Genomic DNA, 21,071 nt, shown 5'->3' on the forward strand with positions numbered 1-21,071 from the left:
TCCACAGCCGGGCATATGATCCGGCCCGATCCGGCCTCGAATGGGGTGAACCCCGCTCCCGCCAACGATGCGAGAGCGGCAATGCCGAAGAGAAACGTTTTCTAAGGAGGGGAGTGCTGTGAGACAATCAACCACATTCATGTCCGCGCGGGGCCGCAAGTTCGGTCTGATCGGCGCGTCGAGCCTGATCGCGCTGGCGATCGCCAATCCCGCCGCCGCGCAGACCGCGACCACCACGACGGATGCCGCCAGCCAGGCCGCGCCGCAGACCGATCCGACCACCGGCCCCACCGCCGCCCCCGCGGTCGACGAGACCCAGGACATCATCGTCACCGGTCTGCGCGGTTCGCTCCAGCGCAACCTCGACATCAAGCGCACGTCGTCGGGCGTGGTCGACGCGATCTCGGCCGAGGATATCGGCAAGTTCCCGGATTCGAACGTCGCGGCCTCGCTCCAGCGCCTCCCCGGCGTGTCGATCCAGCGCAACGGCGCCCGCGGCGAGCCGACCGGCATCACGGTCCGCGGTTTCGGCGGCGACTTCAACACCACGCTGTATGACGGCCGTCGCATCTCGACCGGCACCGGCGGGCGCCAGATCGACTTCTCGACCGTCGGTTCGGACTTCATCGGCCAGTTGAGCGTGTACAAAACGCCCGACGTCGCGGTGTCGTCGAACTCGATCGGCGCGACCGTCGATATCTCGTTCCCCAAGCCGTTCGATCACCCCGGCTTCCGCATCGCGGGCAGCGCCTCAGGCTCGGTCCAGGATCGCGCCGGCAAGGTCGTGCCCACCGGCGGGCTGCTGATCAGCGACACGTTCGCCAACGACACGCTCGGCGTGCTCGCCGACGCGATCTACACGCGCCATGACACCACCACCAACCGCGTGTTCGTATCGGGTTGGGCGGGTGGCTATTACGCGCCGTGCCAGCTCGCCGGAAGCACCGCTGCCACCTGCGCACCGGTGGCCAACAACGCCGCCAACATCAACGCGCCCGCCTCGCAGAAGCAGACCGTGGTCGGCTGGTTCCCGCAGCAATACGGTTACGAGCAGGACTATACCAAGGACGAACGCGTCGATGCGCGTATCGCCCTTCAGTGGCATCCGTCCGAAAGCGTGATGCTGACCGTCGATGACAATTTCTCGCGTCAGACGGTCACGACCAATGCTTATGGCGTCGGCCTCTGGTTCAACCAGGGCGACTTGCGCAACGTAACGCTCGACAAGAACGGCCAGACGACCAACTTCCTTCAGGCCGGCACGCCGACCGACTTCACCTCGGCGATCAACAAGCAGGTGCTGCAAACCAACCAGATCGGCGGCAACCTGAAGTGGGATGCGACCGAGCATCTCAATATCGACGCCGACGTCAGCTACGGCCAGAGCTGGCTCAATCCGGACGGCAACATCGGTTCGCAGAATGGCGATATCGGCTATGGCGGCAATCTCGGCACGCTGACCGGCCTGTCGATCACCGGCAACAGCAGCGACGCCTTCCCGACGCTGACCAGCTACGGCCCGAACGGCAACCAGGCGAACTACGCCAACACCGCGCTGATCGGCTCGCACGTCACCGTAAACCAGACGCAGAAGAACACCGACCGGCTCAAGCAGGGCCGTCTCACCGCGACCTGGAAGCAGGACGACCTGACGATCAAGGTCGGCGGCCAGTACATCGACGACACGTTCGAGTTCCAGAACGCCAGCACGTTCACCAACAACTTCTGGCAGGCTTATGCGGGCTACGGCACGCCCTCGGGTCGCACCACCGGCATCGCGCCGCTGCCCGCGAACCTGTATCAAGGCTCGATCAGCACGAAGGACTTCATCCCCGGCTTCAAGGGGGCGCTGCCGCCGTCGATCTTCATGTACAGCCCGATCGCCTATCAGAACTATCTGAGCGGCCTCGGCAATCCGCAGACCCAGACGATCCCCGGCTTCAACAACGTGACCGGCTTCACCGGCGCGTTCGATCAGGCGGTCGATCCCGGCAGCATCCAGCGCATCAACGAAAAGACCTGGTCGCTGTTCTTCAGCGCCTCGTTCAACACCGAAGTGGCCGGGATGCCGTTCCACTTCAATGCTGGCGTGCGGAATGAAAACACGCACGTGACCTCGACCGGCCAGGGTCGCCTGCCGCTTGTGCTGCTGCCGAGCACCGCCGATCCGACGTTGCTGTCGATCCCGGATCCCTCGGGCTACACGCCGATCCAGAACGTCACGACACGCAGCAACTATTCGTATCTGCTGCCGAGCCTCGACGCCAAGCTGGAAGTCACCGACAAGCTGATCCTGCGTGTCGATGCTTCGCGCACGCTGACGCGGCCGGGCCTCAGCCTGCTCACGCCGGTGCTCAGCGTCGGCAGCGGCCAGCGCGTCGGCGCGCTCACCGCGAGCGGCGGCAACCCGAACCTGAAGCCCTATCTGTCGGATAACTTCGACGCAGCGGTGGAATGGTACTACCAGCGCAACTCGTACCTCTCGGTCGACTTCTTCCTCAAGAACGTCAGCAACTTCATCGTCGGCGGCGTGAGCCGGCAGACGATCAACAACGTGATCGACCCGACCACCGGCCAGCCCGCGAGCTTCGCGGTGACGACCCGGCTGAACGGCCCGGACGCGACCGTGCGCGGTGTCGAAGTCGCGCTCCAGCACGTGTTCGGTGACAGCGGCTTCGGCTTCAATGCCAACGCCACCTTCGTCGATACCAACAAGCCGTACGATCCGACCGACATCTCGCAGACCGGCTTCGCGGTGACCGGCCTCGCCAACTCGGCCAACTTCGTCGGCTTCTATGACAAGAACGGCTTCCAGTTCCGTACCGCGGTCAACTGGCGTGACGAATATCTGCTCCAGTTCGGGCAGAACCAGAACACCGGCCAGTTCGGTGCCGAACCGACCTTCGTGAATGCCGCCACGCAGATCGATCTCAGCACCAGCTATGACATCACGCCGCACTTCAGCGTGTTCGGTGAGATCACCAACGTCAACAACGCACAGGTCAGCACGCACGGCCGGTTCAAGAACCAGCTCCTCGACGTGTTCGATTACGGTCGCCGCTTCACCTTCGGCGCCCACTTCCGCTTCTGACCTTCCTCAGCCTCGGGGGTGCCTATCCGGCACCCCCGTTTTTTTGGTAACGGAAGCTTATGCAGAGCGTTCAAAACATCGTGATCGTCGGCGGCGGCACCGCTGGCTGGCTTGCCGCGGGCGTGATCGCCGCGAAGCATCAGGCAAGGATGCCGGCGGACTTCACCGTCACGCTGATCGAATCCCCCAACACCCCGATCATCGGTGTGGGCGAAGGTACGTGGCCGACGCTGCGCACCACGCTGGCCAAGATCGGCGTGTCCGAAACCGACTTCTTTCGCGAATGCAACGCCTCGTTCAAACAGGGCGCGCGCTTCGCCCGCTGGACCACCGGCGAGGCCGACGAAGGCTATTATCACCCGTTGATGCTGCCGCAGGGCTTCCAACGCGTAAACATGGCCGCGCATTGGCTGGCCGATCGCCATGACCAGAGCTTTTGCGACGCGGTCACCCCGCAGGGCGTGTTGTGCGACGATGGCCTCGCGCCGAAGACGATCGCCACCCCCGAGTTCGACGCCGTCGCCAATTACGCCTATCATCTCGACGCCGGAAAATTCGCCGGTTTCCTCCAGCGCCACTGCACCACCAAGCTCGGCGTGCGCCATGTCCTCGCCGATGTGACCGAGGTCCGTCAGGCCGAGAACGGCGACATCACTAGCCTGGTCACCGAACAGGCGGGCGAGATCGCTGGCGATCTGTTCGTTGATTGCACCGGCTTCGCCGCGCTGTTGATCGGCAAGACTCTGGGCGTGCCGTTCAAGAGCTGTGCCGACGTGCTGTTCTGCGACACCGCGCTCGCGATTCAGGTGCCGTACGAGAGCGAGGACGCGCCGATCGCGTCGCACACCATCTCGACCGCGCAGTCGTCGGGGTGGATCTGGGACATCGGCCTGCCCAGCCGGCGCGGCACCGGTCATGTCTATTCGAGCAGCCACATCTCCGACGAGGATGCCGAGCGCGAACTGCGCGCCTATCTCGGCCCGGTCGGCGCGGACGCCGACGTGCGGAAAATCAAGATCCGCTCGGGCCACCGCGAGACGTTCTGGAAGAACAATGTCGTCGCGGTCGGGCTGGCGGCGGGGTTCCTCGAACCGCTCGAAGCCTCGGCGATCGTGCTGATCGAAATGTCGACGAAGCTGATCGCCGAGCAGATGCCGGTGTGCCGCGAGGTGATGGACATCGTCGCCGCCCGCTTCAACGCCACCACGCATTACCGGTGGGGCCGGATCATCGATTTCCTCAAGCTGCATTATGTGCTGACCAAGCGCACCGACAGCGACTTCTGGCGTGACAACGTCCGTGCCGACACGATCCCGGATCGGCTGCGCGATCTGCTCACGCTGTGGAAATACCAGCCGCCCTGGTTCCACGACGAGTTCGACCGCGTTGACGAGGTCTTCCCGGCGGCGAGCTATCAATATGTGCTCTACGGCATGCGCTTCGGCACCGAGGTGTCGCGCGCGGCCTTGTCGGCGGAGGCCCGGCTCGCCGAGCAGACCCGGCGCGAGGCGGCGGTGCAGACGCAGCGGCTGCGTGCCGGCCTGCCGCGCCACCGCGATTTGATCCGCAAGATCATCGACCACGGACTTCCCGCGATCTGACTCCCCCTTCCCCCCAGATGAGGTATTTCATGGCATCGTCCTTCCCGTTCGCCAAGGCGCTCCTCCTGCTCGGCGCCAGCCTCGCCGCCGTCGCCGCGCAGGCCCAGACCATCTCCGCCCCCGCCGGAGATGTCCGCGCCGAGGCCGATCGGATGGCGGCGGCGATGGTCGCGCGCATGACGCTCGACGAGAAGGTCGGTCAGCTCCTCAACGTCGCCCCCGCCATCCCGCGCCTCGGCGTGCCGGCTTACAATTGGTGGACCGAATCGCTCCACGGCGCGATCGGCACGCTGCCGACGACCAATTTCCCCGAGCCGATCGGCCTCGCCGCGACCTTCGACACCCCGCTGGTGCATGAAGTCGCCGGCACGATCAGCACCGAGGTCCGCGCGCTCCACACGCTTGGCCGCCAGACCGGGCGGCTCGGGCGGATCGGCACCGGGCTCGACACCTGGTCTCCCAACATCAATATCTTCCGCGATCCGCGCTGGGGTCGCGGGCAGGAAACCTACGGCGAAGACCCCTATCTCACCGCGCACATGGGCGTCGCCTTCGTCACCGGCATGCAAGGGCCGAACCCCGATCTGCCCGCCGTGATCGCCACGCCCAAGCATTTCGCGGTCCATAGCGGCCCCGAATCGACCCGCCACGCCGCCAATGTCTTCGTGTCGCCGCACGATCTGGAGGATACCTACCTCCCTGCCTTCCGCGCCGCGATCGTCGAGGGTCAGGCCGGGTCGATCATGTGCGCGTACAACCGCATCGACGGCCAGCCCGCCTGCGCCAACGATCTGCTGCTCAAGGATCACCTGCGCGGCGCATGGGGCTTCAAGGGCTATGTCGTGTCGGATTGCGACGCGGTGAAGGACATCAGCGACAATCACAAATATGCGCCGGACGGCGCCGCGGCGGTCGCGGCGGCGATCAAGGTCGGCGTCGATAACGAATGCCACACCCGCACGCTCAACGACACCGCCGGTCTCGGCGACCGGTACCACGAGGCGCTGAAGCGCGGGCTGATCTCGGAAGGCGATGTCGACCGCACGCTCGTCCGGCTGTTCTCGGCGCGCTACCGCAACGGCGATCTGCCCGGCCTTAGCGCGCGCACGCCGAGCGTGGTGCCGATCTCGCAGATCGACACGCCCGAGCATCGCGCGCTCGCGCTGACCGCGTCCGAGAAGAGCCTGGTCCTGCTCAAGAACACCGGCGTGCTGCCGCTCAAGCCGGGCCTGCGGATCGCCGTGATTGGCCCGCTCGGCGACGCCACCCGCGTGCTGCGCGGCAATTATTCGTCGGAACTGTCCGCCCCGCCGATCTCGATCGTGGACGGGCTCAAGCAGGCGCTGCCCGGCGCGACCGTGACGCTGGTTCCGTTCGGCAAGTCCTTCACCGATGGCGATCGTGTGCCGACCACCGCGCTGCGCACGCCCGATGGCAAGCCCGGCCTGCTCGCGCGCTATTACAACCCGCTCGAAACCCCGCCGAAATATTTCGCGCCCGACACGTTCAAGGATGTGACCAAGGCGATGCGCTTCGCGACCAAGCCCGTCGTCACGCGGATCGAGGCGGGTGTCTCCGGCGCCAACCTCGATCTCGCCAAGGTCTCCGATCATCACCGGACCATTTGGACCGGCTTTCTGGTTCCCCCGGCGAGCGGCAGCTACCGGCTCGGCATGAACGGCTCGGGCAGCTTGGTGTTCGACGGCAAGCCGCTGGTCGATGTCGCCGGCGCCTATGGCAGCCTGGCGACGTTCAAGGATGTCACGCTCGAGGCGGGCCACCGCTATCCGATCACCGTCACCACCGACGCGCATGTCGGCGGCGGGGTCGATCTGGTGTGGAAGCGCATCTCCACCAACCCCGATGCCGATCTGCGCGCCGCCGCCACCAACGCCGACGTGCTGGTCGCCGCGGTGGGGCTCACCTCTGACCTCGAGGCCGAGGAAACCCCGGTCAAGGTGCCGGGCTTCGAGGGTGGCGACAAGACCACGCTCGATCTGCCGGCCGACCAGCAGGCGCTGCTCGAAGCCGCCAAGGCGACCGGCAAGCCACTCGTCGTGGTCGCGATGAACGGCAGCCCGATCAACCTCGCCTGGGCGAAGGACAATGCCGCCGCGATCCTGGAGGCATGGTATCCGGGCCAGTCGGGTGGTCTCGCGGTCGGCAACGTACTGTCGGGCAAGGTCAATCCGGCGGGCCGCCTGCCGCTGACCTTCTACAAGAGCGTCGCCGATCTGCCGCCGTTCGGCGATTATGAGATGAAGGGGCGGACCTATCGCTACTTCACCGGCACGCCGGTCTATCCGTTCGGCTATGGCCTCAGCTACACCAGCTTCGCCTATGCGCCGCTGGAGGTGACGCCAGCGGCGGGCGGCGCCGAACAGGGCCTGCGCGTGACGACCGAGGTGCGCAACACCGGCAAGCGCGCCGGTGACGAGGTCGCGCAGCTTTACCTGACCTTCCCCGACGTACCCGGCGCGCCCAAGATCGCGTTGCGCGGCTATCAACGCGTCACGCTCGCACCCGGCGAGGCCCGGCCGGTGACGTTCGAGCTCAGCCCGCGCGATCTCAGCGCGGTCACCGCCGACGGCACGCGCCAGGTGCTGGCGGGCCAGTACCGCGTCAGCGTCGGCTCGGGCCAGCCCGGCACCGACGTGCCGGTGCGCTCGGCGAGCTTCAAGGCCGCGCAATCCGCGCCGCTGCCGCTGTAAGGAGGCCCCATGCTTCGCACCATCGCGGCGGGGGTGAGCCTGCTCGCCCTCGCCACCCCAGCGCTCGCCGCGCCGAAGCTGGACGGACTGACCAGCGACCACGCCGTCATACAGCGCGGCAAGCCGATCGTGCTGACCGGCACCGCGATACCGGGCGAGCCGGTGACGGTGGTGTTGGCCGGGCACAGCGCGCAGGCACGCGCGGGCCGCGATGGTGCGTTCCGCGCCACCCTGCCCGCTCTGCCCGCCGGCGGCCCGTACGATCTGTCGGTGATCGCGCCGAGCGGCACCACGCAAGTCCATGATCTGCTAATCGGCGACGTGTTCCTGTGCTCGGGCCAGAGCAACATGGAACTGCCGGTCGAGCGCGCGCAGGATGCCGGCAGCGCGATCCACGGCCCGGCCGACGATCAGCTTCGCCTCGTTACGATCGCCAAGGCGACCGCACCGGTCGCGCAGGATCGCCTTGCGCAACAGCCGGTGTGGGCGGCGGCCGGCCCGCTCACCACCGGCGGCTTCTCGGCGGCATGCTTCTACATGGCGCGTGAGCTGCGCAAAACCGCGAACGTGCCGATCGGTGCGATCCATTCGAGCTGGGGTGGCTCGTCGATCTCGGCGTGGATGGGCGACGATGCACAGCGCGCGGCCGGGCGCGGCGCGCAGGCCGATCTGCTCAAGCTCTACGCCCGCGATCCCGCCGCCGCGATGCGCAGCGCGAATGCGACGTGGGAAGCGTGGTGGCGTGAAAAGACCGGCGACACGCCCGGCCACGAGCCGTGGCAGCCCGACGCCGCGCTCGATTGGCAGCCGGTGCCGCGCATCGACTTCTACGAGAACTGGGGCGTGCCCGCGCTCCAGACCTATCTCGGCATGCTCTGGTATCAAAAGACCGTCGATCTCACCCCCGAGCAGGCGAAACAGGTCGCGATGATCGCGATCGGCCCCGCCGACGACGCCGACCGCGTGTGGATCAACGGCAAGTCGGTCGGCGGGCGTGGCGGCTGGGATGCTCGCGTCTACACCGTACCGGCGGGAACGCTTGTCGCCGGGCGCAACGTCATCACGATCAACATCGAAAATGCCTATGCGACCGGCGGCCTGCCCGGCCCGGCCGACGTCATGAAGCTCAGTTTCGCCGACGGCAGCGCGGCGCCGATCGGTGAGGGCTGGCGCTATGCGGTGGCGAAGAAGCCGGGCGGCACCTCGCCGCGCGTGCCGTGGGACGACATCACCGGCGCGGGCACGATCTACAACGCGATGATCGCGCCGCTTGGCGGGATCGGGCTGGCTGGCGTCGCCTGGTATCAAGGCGAATCGGATACCGACATTCCCGGCTATGCCGATCGCATGAAGGCGCTGATCGCCGAATGGCGCGCGCAGTTCGGCGCGCCGGCGCTGCCGTTCGCGCTCGTCTCGCTCGCAGGGTTCGGCAAGCCGGCGATCGCGCCGGGCGAAAGCGGCTGGGCGCGCGTGCGCGACGACCAGCGCCGTGTCGCCGAAACCGACGGGCACACCGCGCTCGCGCTCGCGATCGATCTCGGCGACCCGCTCGACATCCACCCCGGCGAGAAGCATGAGATCGGCCGGCGGCTCGCGGTGGCGATGGGCAGTCTCGCTTATGGCGCCGCCCCGCCCCCGTCCGGCCCGCAGGTCGCGAGCGTAACACGCGACGCGAATGGCGGCGCGAGCGTCACGTTCAAGGGCGTGACCGGCGCGCTGCATACGCGCAGCGCCACGCAAGCGACCGGCTTCGAACTGTGCGGCGCGGCGGCGGGATCATGCCGTTACGCATCGGCCAGTGTCGCGGGCGATCGCGTGATGCTGGCGGGCGACGGCCAGCCGGTCGCGCGCGTGCGCTATGCGTGGGCGGATTTCCCGATCGTCAATCTCGTGGACGACGCGGCTCTCCCCGCCGGGCCGTTCGAGATGGCGGTGCGATAAGGCGTATCCTGCTCCCCTTCCTGGAAGGGAGGGGAGAAGCGGGAAGCTCGCCGCACCGGACTGTCACGCGCGCTTCATGGAGCGGCGCTAGCGTAAGCCGAGAATCGGGCAGAAGTCCGAGCGGGGAGACGCAAGAGTGACGGGGCACCACATCGCGCGCCCGCTCCCCGGCGGGGTGCGGGCGCGATGAACGAGACCATGGCGATCGCCGCGCCCGCTGCCGAGCGCCGCCGCGCCGCGCGCGAGGAAGCCGAGCTTCGCACCGCGCTCAGGCGCTTCGTCGGCGGCCGGCTCGGTGCGGGCGAGCGCGCCGATGGCGAGGACATCGTGCAGGAAACCTATCTGCGCCTCTACGACTATCGGCGCACGCGCCCGGTCGCGGATATCGGCGCGTTCTGCTTCGCGGTGGCGCGCAATCTCGTCCACGACCATTTTCGCCGCCGCGCCGCGGCACCGCGCACCGAACCGGTCGATGAGGCGATCGTCTGCCCGCAGCCGCGCGTCGAGGAGGTGCTCGACTATCGCCAGCGGGTCGAGATCCTCGTGCGCGCGATGAAGGTGATGCCCGCGCTGCGCCGCGAGGTCTTCCTGCGCCGCCAGCTCGACGGCACGCCCGCCGCGCAGATCGCCACCGATCTCGGGCTGAGCCGCGCGGCGGTGGACAAGCATTGCACGCGCGCGCTCGCCGATCTGCGCGCCGCGCTCGAACGGCGCGGGCTGCCGCCGGGCGCGCGGCCATGACGCGCCGGTCCGATCTCGCGGCCGCCGCGCGCTGGACGCTGGCGGGCGACGACATCCCGCCCTCCCCCGCGCCGCCCGCCGCCGCCGATCTGCGCGTGACGCTCGACGATCCCGCGCTCGGCGAGGCGCTGACGCGCGCCGCCGGCTTCGGACGGCTGTCGAATGACGACATCCGTGAGATGCGCGCCGCGCGCCGCCGCAAGCTCGTCGTTGGCGGCACCGCGACGCTGGCGCTCGCGCTCGGCATCGGCGCGTGGCAGCAGGGGGCTTTCGGCCCCTCCGCGCCGGTCACCACGCATTACGAGACCAAGCGCGGCCAACAGCTCGATCTCGCGCTCGCCGACGGCAGCCGGCTCCAGCTCAACGGCGAAACCAGCGTCGACGTGACGCTCGGCGACCGACAGCGCCGTGTCGCGTTGCGGCGCGGCGAGGTGTATTTCGATGTCGCGCATGAACCCGCGCGGCCGTTCGTCGTGGCGGCGGCGGGATCGGAAACCCGCGTGCTGGGCACCGCATTCGATGTGGATGTCGCCCGGCGCGAGGTGAAGCTCGACGTCTATCGCGGCCGCGTCCGCTTCGGCGGCCCGGCCGGCAGCGTCGATGTGCCCGCCGGCTGGCGCTCGCGCTTCGCGGGCGGCGTGGCGCAGGCGCCGGTGCGCTTCGATGCCGCGCAGCAGGATTGGCGCCGGAACTGGCTCGATACCGACTACATGCGGCTGGAGGATCTCGTCGATGCGCTCAATCGGCGCGGCGGGCCGATGATCGCGCCGCCCCCACCCGCGCTCGCCGGGCTGACGCTGTCGGGCCGGTTCAAGCTCGACAATGCGGAAACGCTGCTCGGCGCGATCGGCGCGGCCTATGGCTTCGAGACGGTGCGCACCGGCGACCGCATCCGCATCGTCGAAACGTCACACTCATGACATTGAATCGTAACAAAATTCTTTTGTCCTGAGTGGGGCCAACCGCCGTCTTCCGTTCGAGGCGCAGATGCGTCCGAGCGGAGGAATTTGATGAAACGCATAAAGGGAACATCGTTGATCGTCTTGGCGGCGGCACTCGCCGCGCCGGCTCTGGCCGAGGCGCGGCCGGTCGATACCAGCACGGCCCGCCCAATGCGCTTCGAGATCGGCGCGTCCGATCTGCGCAGCGCGATTTCGCAATTTTCGAAGGCCACGGGCGTTCAGGTCGTCGTTGCGCCCAACGCCGTCAACGGCCGCCACACCGCGGGAGTGCGCGGCGACATGACCGTTCGCCAGGCGCTCGACGCGCTGCTGCGCGGCACCAACCTCACCGCGACGATCCGCGGCGGCGTGGCGGTGCTCACTCCCGGCACCGGCACGGTCACGCCGGCCGCCCACCTCACGCCCGTAGCGACCACGCCGGCCCCGGCCGCCGCGCCCGCCGAGGATGACAGCGTGCCCCAGCGCGACATCATCGTCTCGGGCTATCGCCACAGCCTCGAGGCGGCGCAGGATCTGAAGCGCCGCGCGGTCGGCGCGGAGGAAGACATCCTCGCCACCGATATCGCCGCCTTTCCCGACCTGAACCTCGCCGAATCGCTCCAGCGCATCCCCGGCATCACCATCACCCGTGACAGCGGCGAGGGCCGCCAGATCGCGCTGCGCGGTCTCGGCGCCGATTTCACGCGCACCCAGCTCAACGGCATGGAAGTGCTCGGCAACACCGCCTCGGGTATGGACAATCGCGGCGGCGTGACGCGCTCGCGCGCGTTCGACTACAGCCTGTTCGCCTCGGAACTGTTCAACCGCGTGGCGGTGCAAAAGTCGTTCTCGGCCGAACAGGACGAAGGCGGCATCGCCGGCACCGTTCAGCTCTCCAGCGCGCGGCCGTTCGATTATGCCGGCACCAAATTCGTCGTCTCCGCCAAGGGCCAGACCAACGACAACACCAGCGGCATCACCCCGCGCGTGGTGGCGCTCGCCTCGACCCGCCACGGCGACTTCGGCGCGCTCGTCTCGGTCGCCTATAGCGAAATCAAGAACAACGAGTTCGGCTATCGCAACTGGGGCTGGGGCCTCACCAAATACGGCGCCGCCAACATCGGCCCGAACATCGACGCGGCGACCCGCCAGAAGCTGCTGAACGGCGTATGGCAAGCGACCGCGCAATCGCCATCGAGCTGGTACACCGATCGTAAGCGGCTCGGCGTCACCTCGTCGCTGCAATATCACCCCGGCACCAATTTCAAGCTCGACATCGATGGCCTGTACGGCCGGCTGTGGGATCACCGCGACGATTACGCGCTCGCCACCGCCGGCACCAACGCGCTGACCGGCACCTCGATCACCGGCGGCCAGGTGATCCAGAGCGCCGAGATCGACGGCACCAACACGCTGCGCGCGGCGAGCTTCACCGGCATCGATCTGCGCAGCGAGCATCACATCGTCGAGAACCACACCGATTTCTACCAGGGCGTCGCCAATGCCGAGTGGAAGGTCGGCGACCGGCTGACGCTCCACGCGCTCGGCGGCTATGAGGAATCGGATTTCGGCCAGCCGGTGTTCGACAAGGTGTTCATGGAGTTGAAGAACACACCGTTCAGCTTCGACATGAAGCCGACGATCCCGGTCAACACCTATGGCAAGGACATTACCGATCCGAACAACTGGGCGCTTCAGCGCCTCGACGTTCAGGAGAACAAGATCACCAACCAATATGCCAACGCCAAGCTCGACGGTGCCTATAAGCTCACCGACGCGCTGACCTTCAAGGCGGGCGGCGAGTTCAAGCACTTCATCAACAGCGGCTACACCTGGGTCAACAAGGTGTTCCACAACGTCCCCGCCGACGTCGCCATCCCCAACAACCTCAAGCAGACCGTCGGCGTCGATACGCTCACCCAATATATCGTCGGCAATGTCGATGGCGTGTACGGCTATATCGGCGACCGCCGGAACCTCGACGCCTCGTTCCTCCAAACCGGCAGCGACTACCGCGTCGATGAAAAGACCTGGGCTGGCTTCGCGCAGTTCGATCTCGATACGCTCGTCGCCGGAATGCGGCTGCGCGCGAACGCGGGCGTGCGCTATTATTCGACCGACCTGATCTCGTCCGGCCATCTCTCGCAGGTGATCGCCGGAGTGACGCAGTTCGTGCCGGTCGCGGTCGGCACCAACAGCCACGGCTTCCTCCCCGCCGCCAACGTCGCGCTCGACGTGGCCAAGGACGTGGTCGTGCGCGTGAGCGCCAGCCGCAACGTCAACCGCCCCGGCCTCGGCGATCTCGCGGCGGCTGGCTCGATCACGACCCGCCCCAACGGCGGCTCGCTCAGCCTCGGCAACCCGTACCTGAAGCCATACAAGGCGACCTCGGTCGAAGGATCGATCGAATGGTATATGGACCGTACCGGCTTCGCTTCGCTCGGTGCGTTCTACAAGAAGATGGACAGCTTCATCGTCTCGTCGACCCAGCAGATCCCCTACGGCCAGACCGGCCTGCCGCTGTCGCTGCTGATCCAGGGGCAGGACGCCAACACCCAGTTCGACGTCAGCCAGCCGATCAACGGACCCGGCGCCGACATCAAGGGGATCGAGGCGGCGTTCCAGCACGACTTCACCTTCCTGCCGGGCGCGCTCAGGCATCTCGGCGTGGTGGCGAACGGGACGTGGTTCGACGGGCACCAGACGGTGTTCTACAGCGGCGTGCCGCGCCGCCTGCCGCTCTACAATCTGTCGAAATGGGCGGCCAACGCGACGCTCTATTACGAAAACGCGGTATGGGGCGTGCGCGTGTCGGACGCCTATCGCAGCCAGTATCTGATCGGCGCCAGCAACGCCTATGACAATGCCGGCGACGCCATCAAGGGCACCAACAACATCGACTTCCAAGCGCACGTCAACGTGCGCAAGGGCGTCCGCCTGATCGCCGAGGGCATCAACCTCACCAACACCGCGATCCGCCAGTTCGCCAGCGTCGATTACGACCGGCCCGAAGTCTACACCACCGCCGGCCGCACCTTCACGTTCGGCGTCAGCGCCGAATTCTAAGCCTTACCCCACCTGCCCGCCCGGCATTCCGCCGGGTGGGCTTTTTGCGCGTGCGATCCCGGTCCGCACGCCCTTGCACTATATTCCACCGTATATAATAAGGCCCCGACACCCGTAAGCGCACCAGCGCCCGAGCGGACAAAGGGGCTACCATGAAAATCCGCGCCATCGCCGCGACCGCGGCGGCTATCCTCGCGTCCACGCCACCCGCTGCACACGCCGCCGCGCCCGGCGACGCGCCGACGCCTGACGCCATCGCTCAGCCCGATACCAGCACCGACATCCTCGTCACCGCGCGCCGCCGGCCCGAAGACCCGCAGACCATCCCCGGATCGCTCTCGGTGGTGTCGGGCGCGCTGCTCGATCGGTCGTACACGATCAACACGCAAGGGCTGTCGGTGCTCGTGCCCGCGCTCAACTACAGCTCGGCCAATCCGCGCAACACCGCCTTCACGATCCGCGGGCTCGGCTCGAGCGTGGTCGCGGTCAGCCAGGCCAATGACGGGCTGGAGCCCGGGGTCGGCTATTATGTCGATCAGGTCTATCACGCCCGCCCCGCCACCGCCGCGTTCGATTTCAGCGATATCGACCATGTCGAGGTGCTGCGCGGCCCGCAGGGCACGTTGTTCGGGAAGAACAGCACGGCCGGCGCGATCAGTATCACCACGCGAGAGCCCACGTTCGAACCCGAGGCCGAGGAGGAAGTCTCGATCGGCAGCCGCAATTTCGTGCAGGCGAAGGCCGCCGCCTCGGGCGCGCTGATCGGCGATACCGTGGCGGGGCGCATCTCGGCGGTGGTGACGCGCCGCGACGGCGTGATCCACGACCTTCGCACCGGCGCCGATCTCAACACGATCGGCAATCAGGCGGTGCGCGGGCAACTCCTCATCAAGCCCAACGACACGTTCCGGCTCCGCCTCACCGCCGATTTCAGCACTTTCGAAAGCGATTGCTGCACGCAAGTCTATCTGCGCGTCGCGCCCACGCTCAAGGCCGCCGCGCGGCAATATGCGGCGCTCGCCGCCAACGTGCCGGGCGGCGCGTACACGCCCGCCAGCCGCAATCCCTATGATCGCCTCACCGATATCGACGCGGCGGTCGGCACCAACACCAACGAGGGCGGTGTGTCGGCGGTGGCCGACTGGAACCTCGGGCCGGCCACGCTCACCTCGGTCAGCGCGTGGCGGTTCTGGAACTGGGATGCCGCCAACGACCGCGACTATACCGGCATCCCGATCCAGACGAGCCAGCACATTCCCTCCCGGCAGGACCAGTACAGCCAGGAACTGCGCATCGCCTCGAACGGCGATCACGCGCTGAGCTATGTCGGGGGGCTATATTTCTTCCGCCAGCGCGTGATCGGTCGGCCGATCTCGATCTATGGCCCGCTCGCGACCTATTGGCTGCTCGGCAGCCCCTCGGCCGCGCTGCCGGGCAATTTGCTCGACGGCTATGGTTCGGACGGGCGCACCGATTTCCAGTCGAACAGCTATGCCGCGTTCGGCGAGGTCAACTGGCGCCCGCTCGCCGGGCTGACGCTGACCGGCGGCCTGCGCTACACCTATGAGACCAAGACCGGCAGCTATAACACCTTCACCTTCGGCGGCCCGACCGGCCTCACTCAGGCGCAGATCAACAGCCAGCTCTCGGTCCTGCGTGGGCAGGTTTACGATGCCAAGGTCAACGACGGCAGCCTCACCGGGCGCGCCAACGTCGCCTATGATTTTACCCCCGGCGTGCTCGGCTATGTCAGCTTCGCGCGCGGCGCCAAATCGGGCGGGATCAATATGTCGGGCCTGCCGCTCGACAATACCAACCAGCCCGCTCTGTCCAAGGCGGTGGTGCGGCCGGAGACCAACACCGCCTATGAAATCGGCCTCAAGACGCGGCTGTTCGACCGCCGGCTGACCTTCAACATCGACGGCTACTACACGCGTGTCACCGATTTCCAGGCGAACGTCACCGATACCGGCGCTGCCGCCGCTTTGCGCACCTATCTCGCCAACATCCCAAAGGTGACGGTGAAGGGGTTCGAGGCCGATGCCGTCGCCACGCCAATCCCGGCGTTGTCGCTGCGCGGCGCGGTCGCCTATGCGGCCGGCGACTACACATCCTATCCCAACGCTCCCTGCCCGATCGAGGCGATCAGCAGCAGCACCACCGTCTGCAACCTCTCGGGCAAGCCGCTGTCGAGCCTGCCGAAATGGACCGTATCGGCCGGCGGCGACTACACGTTGCCGGTCCCGGCGCTGCGCGGCGCGGTCATCCTGCACGCCGATTCGATGTCGCGCACCAGCCAATATGGCGACCCGACCGACTCCGCCTATACGCGCATCAACGGCTATACGCTCGTCAACGCCAGCCTCGGCTACCGCAACAACGCGGGCTGGGAAATCGACGTGTTCGCGCGCAACCTGTTCGACGCGAACTACCTCCAGAACGTGACGATCCAGGCCGGCAATTCCGGCCTGATCCTCGCCACCCCGAGCGACCCGCGCACGATCGGCGTGACGTTCCGCGCGCGGCAGTAGCGGGCGCCCCGCCCGACCCGTTCGTGTCGAGCATATACGAGACACCCTGCGCGCGGTGTGCCCCTCGACTTCGCTCGGGGCGAACGGTTGGAGGTCGGGCGCAAAAACGCTCGCAACCGCTCTCGTCAGTCGCCGAACGCACACGACGCCCCCACTAACCGTTCGTGTCGAGCGTAGTCGAGACACCCGCGCGCGTTCGCGGCACGGCGCGGGTCAGCCCCAAGGCGGCGTCGCCAGCGCCTTCGCCAGATAATCGATCAGCGCCTGCACGCGCAGCGGCCTGAGCGGCGAGGGTGGCATCAGCAGGTGCAGCGCGAGCGGCGGCACCGACCACTCTGGCATGGCCACCTCCAGCGTTCCCGCGCGTAGCGCGCGCCACACCAGAAACTCGGGCTGGAGCGCCAGCCCCTGCCCGGCGAGCAGCGCCGGGCCGAGCATATCGGCATTGTCGGTCCAGATCCGCACCGGCGGCTCGACGATCTCCTCGCCGAAGTGCGGGTGGGTGAAGCGCCACACGCCGCGCGGGCCGCCCCCGGTATAAGCGAGCGCGCTATGCCCGGCGAGTTGCGCCGGGTGAGTCGGCCGCCCGCGCGCGTCGAGATAGCCGGGGGAGGCGACCAGCAGGATCCGCACCGCGCACAGCCGCCGCGCGAGCAGCGACGAATCCTCCAGCCGCGCGATCCGCAGCGCGAGATCGAACCCGTCGGCAACGAGATCGACCCGCCGGTCGCTGAGCGCCAGATCGAGCGTGATCTCGGGATACAGATCGAGGAACGGCGGCAGCGCGTCCGCCAGATAGCCGATCCCGAACGACAGCGGCGCGCTCATCCGCACCGTTCCGCGTGGGCGCGCGGACTGCTCGGCCGCTTCGTCCTCCGCCGCCTCCCCCTCGGCGAGCAACCGCATCGCGCGCGGCAGCGCGGCGCGCCCGCCCTCGGTCAGCGACAGCCGCCGCGACGTGCGCGCGATCAGCGCGACGCCCAGCCGCGCCTCCAGCCGCGCGACCGCCTTCGACACGGTCGGGTTGGAAAGCCCGAGCGCCTGCGCCGCGCCCGCGAACGAGCCGCATTCGGCTACCTTGGCGAAGATCGCCCAGGCTTCGAGGTCGGGGAGCCTACGTGTCATTTCTGGCAATGATACAATGCCATTGTTTCTCTTTCGTCAAGCCACGATCGACCGCACGTTGCGGTCACACGGAGCGGCAGTCGCTCTCACAGGAGTTTGTCAGATGATCGACCGTAGGCCCTTCAATCAACTCGGCGGCGCCAACCACGGCTGGCTCGACGCCAAACATCACTTCTCGTTCGCCGGCTATTACGATCCCGCCAAGATGGGCTGGGGCGATATCCGCGTCTGGAACGACGACACGATCGCACCGGGCACCGGCTTCCCGCCGCACCCGCACGCCGACATGGAGATCATCACCTATGTCCGCGAAGGCGCGATCACGCACCAGGACAGCCTCGGCAACATCGGCCGCACCGAAGCCGGCGACGTGCAGGTGATGAGCGCCGGCTCGGGCGTGCGCCATTCCGAGTATAACAAGGAGCCGGGCATCACCCGGATCTTCCAGATCTGGATCGAGCCGAAGACGCGCGGTGAAAAGCCGTCATGGGGTGCGAAGCCCTTCCCCAAGGGCGAACGCTCGGGCCATTTCGTCACGCTCGCCAGCGGCTTCGCCGAGGATGCCGATGCGCTGCCGATCCGCACCGATGCGCGCATCTCCGGTGCCACGCTGAAGGCCGGCGAGACCACCGAATATCCGATCGACGCCAGCCGCCACGCCTATCTGGTGCTCGCCAAGGGTTCGGTCGAGATCAACGGTGTCAAGCTCGACGCGCGTGACGGCGCCGCCATCACCGGCGAGACGTTGCTTCGCATCACCGCCAACGACGAAGCCGAGATCGTCCTCGTCGACGCCGCCTGAAACGAAGAAGGGCGCGGCGCACATGCCGCGCCCTTCCAGCACCAACCCCGTTCCGCATTCACTCCGTTCATCCCGAGCGGAGGATAGATCATCCGCTAGGGTATCGCCGGCAAAGCCCAGTCGATCGGCTCGCGGCCATGTTCGCGCAGGAATGCATTGGCCTTGGAGAACGGCCGGCTCCCGAAGAATCCGTTGTGCGCCGACAGCGGCGAGGGATGCGCGGACTTCAGCACCAGATGCCGCCCGCCGCGCGTGACGTCGGCGATGAACGCGGCCTTCTTCTGCGCATAGGCGCCCCACAGCAGGAACACGATCGGCTCGGGCGAGGCCGCCACGGTGCGGACCACCGCGTCGGTGAAACGCTCCCAGCCGCGCCCCTGGTGCGAGGCGGCGGCACCCATCCGCACCGTCAGCACCGAATTGAGCAGCAGCACCCCCTGCTTCGCCCAATGTTCGAGGAAGCCGTGCCGCGCCGGCGCGATGCCGAGATCTGCGTGCATTTCCTTATAGATGTTGACGAGGCTCGGCGGCGTCCGCACGCCGGGGTTGACCGAGAAACACAGGCCATGCGCCTGCCCCGCGCCATGATAAGGGTCTTGCCCGAGGATGACGACGCGCACCGCCGAGGGCACGGTCAGGTCGAGCGCGCGGAACCATTCGCCGCCCTTGGGGAAGACCTGCGTGCCCGCCGCCTTCTCCGCGACGAGAAACGCCTTGAGGTCGGCCATATAGGGGCTGTCGAACTCTGCTTGCAGCGCGACGCGCCATTCGGGATGGAGGTTGATGCGGTCGCTCATCACGCCCGGACGCGTGCCGGATCGGTGCCACGCCTGTCAACGCGGAAGCGTCAGCCCGGCTCGCCCATCCGCGGGGGCGGATGCTCGGGATCGAAATCGGCGATCTTGGCGTCGCCATAGACCGTGTCCGGCGCGGACGGGCCGACGACCAGCGCGGCGGGCGCCGGGGCGGGCACGGGGCGTGCCGGGGCGGGAGCGAACATCGGTGCCGGCGCCGCCGTCGTCACGACCGGCGCGGTCGCCGCAGGCCGATCGACCATGGCACCGAGATACGGCGTCGCCAACGCGACCGTGACGAGGAAACCCGCGCAAAACGCCAATTTGTGCGACACCTGAGACCTTTCACCGAACTGACCCGGGAATGCCTGTGCCACGACATGGTAAACGAAACGTTGCGATCCAACGCGTCGCCCGGAACATCGTTACGGCCCCAAAACGGACTCGCTTTTCGTGCCGCGCCGTCGCATGATCGCGAAAGACGATCGGAAGGAACGCAGATGGTTCTCGGGCTTTCGGTACATGCTTTCACGCTGCTCCACACCGCGATCAGCCTCGTCGCGATCGGCGCGGGTCTCCTCTTCTTCATCGCTTTGTCGCGTGGGCGGTGGCTGGGCACCACCAACGCGGTCTTCCTCGTCTTCACGATCCTGACGAGCGTGACCGGCTTCCTGTTCCCACCCAAGCCGATCGGGCCGCCGCACATCTTCGGCGCGGTCTCGCTGGTGCTGCTCGCGGTCGCGCTCTACGCCCTCTACGGCGCGAAGCTCGGCGGGCCCTGGCGGCGCGTGTATCTCGCCACGGCGCTGATCGCGCAGTGGCTCAACATGGTGGTGCTGGTGGTGCAAAGCTATCAGAAGATCCCGGCGCTGCACGCGCTCGCGCCGACCGGCGCGGAGCCGGCGGTGCTGGTGTCGCAAGCCGTCGTGCTGGTCGCGGTCGCCGCCGCCGCATGGATGACGCTGCGCCGACCGGCCTGACCCGCCACCGCCGCGCTCGAAGAGCGGGCGCGGCCACGCTCACGCCGCCCTGGTCGCGAGCGTGGGGAAGCCGGCCTTGAACGCCGCCACCTTCGGCTTGTCCCACCGCACGATATAGGGGTGGTTCGGATTCCGGTCGTAGAAATGCTGGTGATAGTCTTCGGCCGGGAAGAAGCCGCCGCTCTCCAGCTTGGTCACGATCGGCGCCTTGAACACATGCGCCTGGCCGAGTTGGGCAATGTAATCGGCCGCGACCGTGCGCTGCGCCGGGGTCTGCGGGAAGATCGCGGAGCGGTAGCTGGTGCCGCTGTCGGGCATCTGCCGGTTGAGCGTCGTCGGATCGTGGGCGACCGAGAAATAGACGCGCAGCAAGGTGGCGTAGCTCACCTTGGCGGGATCATAGACGATGCGGATCGCCTCGGCATGGCCGGTCGTCTCGCTGCTCACCTGATCGTAGGTGGCGGTGCGCGCGGTGCCGCCGGCATAGCCCGCCGTCACCGATTTCACGCCCTTCACATGCTCGAACACCGCTTCCATGCCCCAGAAGCAACCGCCCGCCAGCACCGCGACCTGCGTGCCGCCGGTTCCGGGCACGTCATGCAGCGCCGCCGGGATCGGCACCGCGCGCTCGGCGCCCACCGCCCCGCCCGAGAGCGCGAACAGCGCCACGCCCGCCACGCTCAATCCTGCCAGCACGGTTTTCATCGCCAAGGTCTCCATGCCGCCGATATCGGTGGCGTCCCGCGG

General features: G+C 67.5%; 14 protein-coding genes. 10 read left to right on the forward strand and 4 right to left on the reverse strand.

Annotation, left to right across the window (positions count from 1 at the left end; genetic code table 11):
* Positions 1 to 139 precede the first annotated feature (139 nt).
* From BLS81_RS05070 to BLS81_RS05105, 8 genes are all read left to right on the forward strand, one after another.
* The gene (locus BLS81_RS05070) at positions 140 to 3,091 is read left to right on the forward strand and encodes a TonB-dependent receptor (protein WP_093221416.1); all 2,952 of its coding nucleotides are present in this window, start codon (positions 140 to 142) and stop codon (positions 3,089 to 3,091) included.
* Between the two features lie 59 nt (positions 3,092 to 3,150).
* Positions 3,151 to 4,692 (forward strand): tryptophan halogenase family protein, encoded by a 1,542-nt coding sequence (locus BLS81_RS05075; protein ID WP_093221419.1) that lies wholly within the window; start codon positions 3,151 to 3,153, stop codon positions 4,690 to 4,692.
* Positions 4,693 to 4,721: 29 nt separating this feature from the next.
* Positions 4,722 to 7,403, forward strand: coding sequence for a glycoside hydrolase family 3 C-terminal domain-containing protein (locus BLS81_RS05080; RefSeq protein ID WP_093221421.1), 2,682 nt, complete (start codon positions 4,722 to 4,724; stop codon positions 7,401 to 7,403).
* Positions 7,404 to 7,412: 9 nt separating this feature from the next.
* Positions 7,413 to 9,344, forward strand: a complete 1,932-nt coding sequence (locus BLS81_RS05085; protein WP_093221424.1) for a sialate O-acetylesterase — start codon at positions 7,413 to 7,415, stop codon at positions 9,342 to 9,344.
* 186 nt (positions 9,345 to 9,530) lie between these two features.
* Positions 9,531 to 10,085: an RNA polymerase sigma factor gene (locus BLS81_RS05090; RefSeq protein ID WP_093221425.1), complete on the forward strand. Its 555-nt coding sequence runs from the start codon at positions 9,531 to 9,533 to the stop codon at positions 10,083 to 10,085.
* Entirely contained in the window at positions 10,082 to 11,005 is a 924-nt protein-coding gene (locus tag BLS81_RS05095) for a FecR family protein (RefSeq protein ID WP_093221428.1), read from the forward strand. Before BLS81_RS05090 ends, BLS81_RS05095 begins: the two co-directional genes overlap by 4 nt.
* A 90-nt stretch (positions 11,006 to 11,095) precedes the next feature.
* Positions 11,096 to 14,092 (forward strand): TonB-dependent receptor, encoded by a 2,997-nt coding sequence (locus BLS81_RS05100; protein ID WP_093221430.1) that lies wholly within the window; start codon positions 11,096 to 11,098, stop codon positions 14,090 to 14,092.
* Positions 14,093 to 14,244: 152 nt separating this feature from the next.
* Complete coding sequence (locus BLS81_RS05105; RefSeq protein WP_093221433.1) at positions 14,245 to 16,623, forward strand: TonB-dependent receptor; 2,379 nt, start codon at positions 14,245 to 14,247, stop codon at positions 16,621 to 16,623.
* A 213-nt stretch (positions 16,624 to 16,836) separates the two neighbouring features.
* Here BLS81_RS05105 and BLS81_RS05110 read toward each other — a convergent pair whose 3' ends face one another.
* Entirely contained in the window at positions 16,837 to 17,748 is a 912-nt protein-coding gene (locus tag BLS81_RS05110) for a LysR family transcriptional regulator (protein WP_093221435.1), read from the reverse strand.
* Between the two features lie 103 nt (positions 17,749 to 17,851).
* On the opposite strand from BLS81_RS05110, the gene BLS81_RS05115 reads away from it, so the two are divergent.
* Positions 17,852 to 18,550 (forward strand): pirin family protein, encoded by a 699-nt coding sequence (locus BLS81_RS05115; RefSeq protein ID WP_093221438.1) that lies wholly within the window; start codon positions 17,852 to 17,854, stop codon positions 18,548 to 18,550.
* 95 nt (positions 18,551 to 18,645) lie between these two features.
* Here the strand turns inward: BLS81_RS05115 and ung are convergent, their stop codons facing one another.
* Entirely contained in the window at positions 18,646 to 19,347 is a 702-nt protein-coding gene (gene ung, locus BLS81_RS05120; protein ID WP_093221440.1) for a uracil-DNA glycosylase, read from the reverse strand.
* Between the two features lie 50 nt (positions 19,348 to 19,397).
* The gene (locus tag BLS81_RS21030) at positions 19,398 to 19,721 is read right to left on the reverse strand and encodes a hypothetical protein (protein ID WP_176787036.1); all 324 of its coding nucleotides are present in this window, start codon (positions 19,719 to 19,721) and stop codon (positions 19,398 to 19,400) included.
* 123 nt (positions 19,722 to 19,844) lie between these two features.
* Between BLS81_RS21030 and BLS81_RS05130 the strand changes: the two genes are divergently transcribed.
* A complete protein-coding gene (locus BLS81_RS05130) occupies positions 19,845 to 20,324 on the forward strand; it encodes a hypothetical protein (RefSeq protein WP_093221445.1) in 480 nt (159 codons plus the stop codon).
* Positions 20,325 to 20,363: 39 nt separating this feature from the next.
* On the opposite strand, the gene msrA is transcribed toward BLS81_RS05130, so the two are convergent.
* Entirely contained in the window at positions 20,364 to 21,044 is a 681-nt protein-coding gene (gene msrA, locus BLS81_RS05135) for a peptide-methionine (S)-S-oxide reductase MsrA (protein ID WP_371128240.1), read from the reverse strand.
* Between the last annotated feature and the right edge of the window lie 27 nt (positions 21,045 to 21,071).

The organism is Sphingomonas sp. NFR15, from assembly GCF_900103265.1.
Lineage (GTDB): Bacteria > Pseudomonadota > Alphaproteobacteria > Sphingomonadales > Sphingomonadaceae > Sphingomonas > Sphingomonas pollutisoli.

Coding starts and splice junctions, on each gene's coding strand:
- BLS81_RS05095 (WP_093221428.1), top strand. CDS start 10,082: ATGACGCGCCGGTCCGATCTCGCGGCCGCCGCGCGCTGGACGCTGGCG.
- BLS81_RS05075 (WP_093221419.1), top strand. CDS start 3,151: ATGCAGAGCGTTCAAAACATCGTGATCGTCGGCGGCGGCACCGCTGGC.
- ung (WP_093221440.1), bottom strand. CDS start 19,347: ATGAGCGACCGCATCAACCTCCATCCCGAATGGCGCGTCGCGCTGCAA.
- BLS81_RS05130 (WP_093221445.1), top strand. CDS start 19,845: ATGGTTCTCGGGCTTTCGGTACATGCTTTCACGCTGCTCCACACCGCG.
- BLS81_RS05080 (WP_093221421.1), top strand. CDS start 4,722: ATGGCATCGTCCTTCCCGTTCGCCAAGGCGCTCCTCCTGCTCGGCGCC.
- BLS81_RS05090 (WP_093221425.1), top strand. CDS start 9,531: ATGAACGAGACCATGGCGATCGCCGCGCCCGCTGCCGAGCGCCGCCGC.
- BLS81_RS05070 (WP_093221416.1), top strand. CDS start 140: ATGTCCGCGCGGGGCCGCAAGTTCGGTCTGATCGGCGCGTCGAGCCTG.
- BLS81_RS05100 (WP_093221430.1), top strand. CDS start 11,096: ATGAAACGCATAAAGGGAACATCGTTGATCGTCTTGGCGGCGGCACTC.
- BLS81_RS05110 (WP_093221435.1), bottom strand. CDS start 17,748: ATGACACGTAGGCTCCCCGACCTCGAAGCCTGGGCGATCTTCGCCAAG.
- msrA (WP_371128240.1), bottom strand. CDS start 21,044: ATGGAGACCTTGGCGATGAAAACCGTGCTGGCAGGATTGAGCGTGGCG.
- BLS81_RS05115 (WP_093221438.1), top strand. CDS start 17,852: ATGATCGACCGTAGGCCCTTCAATCAACTCGGCGGCGCCAACCACGGC.
- BLS81_RS05105 (WP_093221433.1), top strand. CDS start 14,245: ATGAAAATCCGCGCCATCGCCGCGACCGCGGCGGCTATCCTCGCGTCC.
- BLS81_RS05085 (WP_093221424.1), top strand. CDS start 7,413: ATGCTTCGCACCATCGCGGCGGGGGTGAGCCTGCTCGCCCTCGCCACC.